Source organism: Acinetobacter sp. YH12096 (assembly GCF_013419215.1).
In the GTDB taxonomy this organism is placed as follows: Bacteria; Pseudomonadota; Gammaproteobacteria; order Pseudomonadales; family Moraxellaceae; genus Acinetobacter; species Acinetobacter amyesii.
In genome coordinates this window covers 1-5,784 of sequence record NZ_VPAM01000033.1, presented here as the reverse complement: position 1 = coordinate 5,784, position 5,784 = coordinate 1, and the positions used below count along the sequence as shown (strand labels likewise).

Annotated in this window: 6 protein-coding genes, 3 pseudogenes and 1 other annotated feature; of the genes and pseudogenes, 7 read left to right on the top strand and 2 right to left on the bottom strand. The window is 36.2% G+C overall.

Annotation, left to right across the window (positions count from 1 at the left end; genetic code table 11):
- A pseudogene (locus FTU36_RS12995) lies at positions 1-113 on the top strand (IS1595 family transposase); the annotation flags it as partial.
- Between the two features lie 12 nt (positions 114-125).
- Here the strand turns inward: FTU36_RS12995 and FTU36_RS12990 are convergent.
- Both FTU36_RS12990 and FTU36_RS12985 read right to left on the bottom strand, forming a co-directional pair.
- Positions 126-1,523, bottom strand: a pseudogene (locus FTU36_RS12990) (hypothetical protein); the annotation flags it as partial.
- A complete protein-coding gene (locus FTU36_RS12985; protein ID WP_180053490.1) occupies positions 1,520-2,017 on the bottom strand; it encodes a hypothetical protein in 498 nt (165 codons plus the stop codon). The gene FTU36_RS12985 and the pseudogene FTU36_RS12990, both read right to left, overlap by 4 nt.
- Positions 2,018-2,313: 296 nt before the next feature.
- On the opposite strand from FTU36_RS12985, the pseudogene FTU36_RS12980 reads away from it, so the two are divergent.
- From FTU36_RS12980 to FTU36_RS12965, 6 genes and pseudogenes are all read left to right on the top strand, one after another.
- Positions 2,314-3,029: pseudogene (locus tag FTU36_RS12980) on the top strand (IS3 family transposase); the annotation flags it as partial.
- Positions 2,589-2,705, top strand: a sequence feature (AL1L pseudoknot). It overlaps the preceding pseudogene by 117 nt.
- A gap of 235 nt (positions 3,030-3,264) precedes the next feature.
- On the top strand, positions 3,265-3,396 hold the full coding sequence (locus FTU36_RS16785; protein ID WP_257224859.1) for an IS110 family transposase: 132 nt from the start codon (positions 3,265-3,267) through the stop codon (positions 3,394-3,396).
- Positions 3,397-3,404: 8 nt separating this feature from the next.
- On the top strand, positions 3,405-3,878 hold the full coding sequence (locus tag FTU36_RS12975; protein WP_257224858.1) for a transposase: 474 nt from the start codon (positions 3,405-3,407) through the stop codon (positions 3,876-3,878).
- 208 nt (positions 3,879-4,086) lie between these two features.
- Complete coding sequence (locus tag FTU36_RS16780) at positions 4,087-4,545, top strand: hypothetical protein (RefSeq protein WP_257219774.1); 459 nt, start codon at positions 4,087-4,089, stop codon at positions 4,543-4,545.
- Positions 4,546-4,929, top strand: coding sequence for an OmpA family protein (locus FTU36_RS16775; protein ID WP_373683963.1), 384 nt, complete (start codon positions 4,546-4,548; stop codon positions 4,927-4,929).
- A 47-nt stretch (positions 4,930-4,976) separates the two neighbouring features.
- Positions 4,977-5,784: BapA prefix-like domain-containing protein (locus FTU36_RS12965; protein WP_180110596.1), on the top strand; the 808-nt coding region annotated here is incomplete at its 3' end.

The window sequence follows — 5,784 nt, the reverse complement described above, 5'->3', positions numbered from 1 at the left end:
TTGACAAGAAGATGTTTTATTTGCATCTTAAAGAAACGGAATATCGCTTCAATCATCGCCATGGTAATTTATACCTCGATTTGCTTAAAATACTCCGTAACAACCCTCTTTAACTTCCTAAGCCCCATATTAATAATATCCACGATTTGTGTTGAAGAGTAATGGCATGGAATATAGTGCTGAACACTTTCTCCATTAAGCAATTTGCTTTCCAGTTCATACTCAAGTTCATTCAATGCAATATCACTGAGTAAGCGCGGAAGATTTTGTGTTGTTAACTGGAAGGTCAGCCCTTTATTAATTTTTTGTAAATACTCCTGTATCTTGGAATCAATCTCAACACCATCCATTTTTTTCAACTGACTTAGATTTTCCAGATAATATTGAGGCAGAGGAATCGTAAAAGAATTCACGGTATTCAACCGATGTTTTCTTAAAACAAAATCCTTGAATTTAGAGACTTCAAAGCTTTGCTTAAAGAAACATTTTTGGGGGTGCAGTGATACTTCTTTGTTTTTTGTACTGACTCGTAAATTTTTTTGAAATACCGGCAGATCTTTATAATGAGTAAGACTGAGGACTGAAAATAAAAGCAGGGTATGAATTGGAGAGTTTTCTGCCTGTTCTAATAAAATTTGCATAATGTACTGTGCGGTTGGCAAATCGAAGACCCGAGGATTCGGCTTGCTCATTAGCTCATTCTTGTTTTGATGCAGAATTTGATTTTTGAGATTATTGATCTGAGCTGTGATAGAACATTGCTCTAGTAAGTTAAATTCAAAATTATGATCTTCAACTTTTTCTATAGTTTTATCCTCAAGGGGCTGTTTTGCCACACCTCGTTCAAAATGAGTTTGATATGTTTTTTCTCCATCAAGTGAAATTCTTAATGTCTTTTTAACGTCAGTTTGAGACGGTTTTGGGATGTTTGGATTACTTTGACGATTTCTTTTTTGACGTTCTGATTGAGTATGGGTATACGTATAAATAACGCGGATTTCTGCCAGTTGGCCCATTTCCCTTTTCTCTAAACTCTCTTTAGATTCGTCAAATAATTCCCCATTCTCAGTCTCAGTATTTTTTAGAAATTTAACTAGCTCTTCTAATTCAATCGGAAGAGACGGTAAAAAATTGTAAAGCCAATAGTATTCTTTCTTTGTACTTGCTAAACGAAAACGCCTACATAGATTAGCTACAGTTGCTGTATGTTCTTTACTATTCAGTAACTCGATACATTGAGTATTGAAAATAGCCCATTTCAGTGCAGTTGATTGATATGCTGATGGGGTATTGATGACTGCAATAAGGTAATGAACCAGAGGGTATTCGCTGAATGATGTCTTATTAAACTGCTGAGCTATAAGATTGCTAAGTTGAATAATTTCAGTGTGTCGAATGAGATTATTGAGCTTAATAGAATCACTATAGTTTTCTAGCTTTGCTTCCGCTAATGCTCGATAGAAGTTTCGAAATGGTTCGAGCTTTAATTCATGAGTATCTTCTAAATAACGATATCCATTCATGATGATATTCCAGCCAGAATTTTTTCTAATGAAAGTGGACCAGCATAATTTGAAATAGAACTTACTGGACTTTTGGATTTAGATAGCCCTGATAATTCTCGTAGATGATTGATAGTTAAAACTTCCTGACCGAAAACTTCCTGAAGATGTGCAGCTAAGTATTGTTCATTTAGCCAATGTGCGATGATATCTAAGCCATGAATTGAGTGATGTAATCCGGAACACAGTAAGCCCCTTACTTCGCTTAAAGCCTGGATGGTGAATTCGTAGGAATTATTTTTTTCATAAGCTCTGAACTTAAATTCATTTTTATTCTTGTTGTAAAAATAGGCATAGATCCAACTGAAATGACTACTAAAAAAATAGTGATCAGCTTTGTCTGTTGTCAGAAGAGGGATTTCGATATTCTGTTTAAAAGTTAAATTCAAGTGATAGTTTTGCTGTTTCTCATTAAGCTGAAAAAATAGAGCAATCCATATTTGGTAGGCATGCATACATTTTGGATAACACATTAATTGTAAGTTTTTTGAAGATACACGATGACTTTCAATAGCTTTTTTTTTATAGACATATGCTGATGTCTCCCCCATATTTATGCCAAGTGGCTGAAAAATAAACTATAATATTCACGTATTTTTTATAGGGGAGTCAAGGGTTACGCACCCTATGTTGTGTTATTAAATTGTAAATTTCACTATATAGTGTTTTTAATCTTTTTAGTGGTATGAACCGTACCGGGTTTGTCGGAGAGTCAATATTCTGAGTGAGAAGCACTGCTTCGCAAGGTTCGATGACAAAATTAAAATATACCCCTGAAATCAGAGATAGAACGGTTCAATTATTGATTGAATCCGAAAAAGATTATCCATCGAATTGGGCTGCGATCACAGCTATTGCTCCTAAAATCGGTTGTACTCCTGAAACACTTCGTGCCTGGCATCAAAAGCATTTAGATCAGCAAAATCCTATTAAAGTACAACAGATATCTGATCAAGAAAAAATAAAGCAAATGGAACGTGAAATTAAAGAATTAAAGCGTGCCAATAAAATTCTACGTAAAGCAGCCGCTTTTTTCGCCCAGGCGGAGCTCGACCGCCCACACAAATAATGGTGGATTTTATCCATAACAATAAAGATCGATATGGTGTTGATGCGATTTGTAGGATTTTACCGATCGCAGCTTCAACCTATTACCGAACTTTAGATCTCGCTGATAATCCAAAACATCGAGCGAAACGTGCTCTGCATGATTTACATCATGCAGAGCAAATCAAACATATTTGGAAAGAAAGTTCAGGTCGATACGGTGTGCGTAAGATCTGGCAACAACTGAAACGTGAAGGCTATGTTATCGCACGTTGTACAGTTGCTCGATTGATGCAGAAGCTAGCTATACAAGGTGTTTGGCGCGGTAAGAACAAACTAACCACACGTAGCCGAGATGATCAAAAACGAGCAGCTGACTTAGTGAAACGGAATTTTAGTGCAGATCAGCCCAACCACCTTCCGAAACAGTGTTTCTTGTAGCTTGATTGATATAGTGATTAGCTACCACTATACGCAAATTGTAGAGTTTGGAGTGCTGCTAAAATCTTAAATTTGAACCTGAGATAAAACCTACAATTTGCCCTTATCCCTCATACAACTCTGAACGGTAACTAAGCACTTTGATGCTGTATTCACAAGGTAAGATGATGGTTAATGGGATAAAAATCATAGCTTAAACTCAAGGAATATCACCATGATTATGCTAGGTATTGATGTCAGTAAAACCAAAATAGATTGTTGCATTTTCCCTCAAGGTTTGACTGGAAAAAGAAAAAATAAAATATTTACTAATACAGAAAGTGGCTTTGCCAGTCTGCTCAAATGACAGCAATCATGCAAGCGACTTCAGTTTATCATGAGAATTTGGGATATTATCTATATGATGCAGGTGTAAAGGTTTGTGTGGCTAATCCTTCACGAGTAAGAGCCTTTGCCAAAGGCATGTCCATGCTAAATAAAACGGATAAAGCTGATAGTGAAGCTCTTTCACGTTATGTTTACACCGCAAAGTTAATCATATGGCAGCCTGAACCTGAAAATGTCAGATTATTAAAAGCTTTACTAGGCAGACGAGATGTCTATCTAGGTAGTCTATTGCAGGAAAAGAATCGACTTGAAAAGGCGCAGTCCACTCATACCTCCGTTGTTGTGATTAAATTACTTGAAGAGAATATTGAGTATTTAAATCAACAACTTGAACATATTGATAAGTTAATAAATAATCACATAGATCAAGATCCAACATTGAAACAGGATTTGAAATTACTGCAAACGGCTTTGTTGCACAAAGATTTCATAACTATATGATTTTAAAAGTTTTGATTATTTTTTGATCCAAAATTAAATTTATTTAAATCAGTTGCTTACATATTTATGCAACAAAGCCGTGTTAAATAAATTGTAAATTACATACATATTCAATACAAATGTGCAATAATTATGAAGAAGTGTGAATTTTATCACATTAATGATGGAGGCTTTATGTTAATTATTAATGTGTTGCGGAGAGTTGTTAATGTATAAGGTTTTATTGCTTTTAGTTTTAATATGTATGGGTGGAACTGCTTGTGTATCAAATTATAGGCATCCCTCGGAGTTGCGGTTTCAGGAAATGAAGGCTGGTTACTCGACATTGCTTAATGTTACAAGAGATGGTTTTCTATGTGCAGACGACACAGAAGGGAATCAAAATTGCCCAATTGAATTTTATATCGACAGTATTAAAGCTGGAAATTTTTATATAAATAATTCGGCTCAATATTCATTAAAACCTGAGACGTATAATTTCAAAGTGAAAAACTGCACTGAAGCATCATGCCAGAGTTGTGATATTGACTTGAACGTAGGGAAGTTAGCGAGCAATGAATTAGTCCTATCTGTCAAAGCTGATGGTATGCCTTTTATTGCCAATAATGGCCAGCCATTAAGTTGTGAGGTAAAACCACATGTTGTTGCACAGGAGCATACAATTTGAGTGGATCTAGCAGCAGATACTTTATTTAAATTTGACGGTTCTTCTTTGAATTATTTATTACCAAAAGGTCGTCAAGAAGTACTAGAAGTTGCATCGCAAATTCGCAACAATTTCTTTTCTGTGAGTCAAATCAAGTTAGTTGGCCATACAGATCGTTTGGGAAATGATAGTTATAACAATCAATTAGGGCAAAAACGTGCAGATACGGTGCGTAACCTATTGATTCAAAATGGTGTGGCAGGGAATGTGATTTCGACAGCAAGTGCAGGCAAACGTCAACCAGTGACCAATGGCTGTTTTGATGTAAAGCAGCTAGAAGCATTACATGCATGTTTGCAACCAGATCGTCGAGTCACGGTTGAAATTACGGGCTTATCTAAGTAATTAGCTTTTAAGTTTAAGAATTATTTAATTTATATATTGGATCTGTGATGAGTAATTTTATAGTTATTGAAAAAGACTCTCTCAATAAAGTAAGTGTTCATGCTGAACGTATTGTTTTGTCAGAATCAAGCATTGTTCATACAAAAATGAATCGTGATGATGTTGCGGAATTCATTCGTGATGGAAATAATTTAATTTTAAAGCTCACAAATGGAGAAGTTATTGTTATTGAAAACTTCTTTGTTGTGGATGCAGAAGGGGGTACATCAGATTTAGTCTTTGAAGAAGATGGTTGTGTTCTTTATTGGTTTGATGGTCTTTCTGGTTTTAAAGAAATTTCAGGATTAGAAGCATTATTGCCAGCAGTTGAGGGTAGTAAACTTGTTGGATTGTTACCTTGGTTGGTGGGTGCGGGTGTTGTTGGTGGCATTATTGTTGGACAAGATGGTAATGATAAAAATATTCAGAAAGATACTATTAAACCTTTTGCACCGAGTGTGAGCTTAACCACCGACAGTGGTAGTGATAATAAAGATGGCATCACCAATAACGGTGACTATACTGTTTCCGGTATTGAAGATGGTGCGACCGTTGAATACAGCACCGATGGCGGTAAGACTTGGATTAGTGAGAAACCGGTTGCGCAAGAAGGTGAGAATAGCATCAGCGTACGTCAAATCGACAAAGCGGGTAATGTTTCAGCCTCGACAGACATTAAATTCACCTTAGACACCACAGCACCGACAGCGACGCTTAGCATTGATGCGGTTACAGCGGACAACGTTGTGAATGCTGCGGAAGCAGGAAAAACTGTGACGTTGACTGGTAACGTGACCGGTGAATTTACTGAGGGCG

Coding starts and splice junctions, on each gene's coding strand:
- FTU36_RS12985 (WP_180053490.1), bottom strand. CDS start 2,017: ATGCATGCCTACCAAATATGGATTGCTCTATTTTTTCAGCTTAATGAG.
- FTU36_RS16785 (WP_257224859.1), top strand. CDS start 3,265: ATGATTATGCTAGGTATTGATGTCAGTAAAACCAAAATAGATTGTTGC.
- FTU36_RS12975 (WP_257224858.1), top strand. CDS start 3,405: ATGCAAGCGACTTCAGTTTATCATGAGAATTTGGGATATTATCTATAT.
- FTU36_RS16780 (WP_257219774.1), top strand. CDS start 4,087: ATGTATAAGGTTTTATTGCTTTTAGTTTTAATATGTATGGGTGGAACT.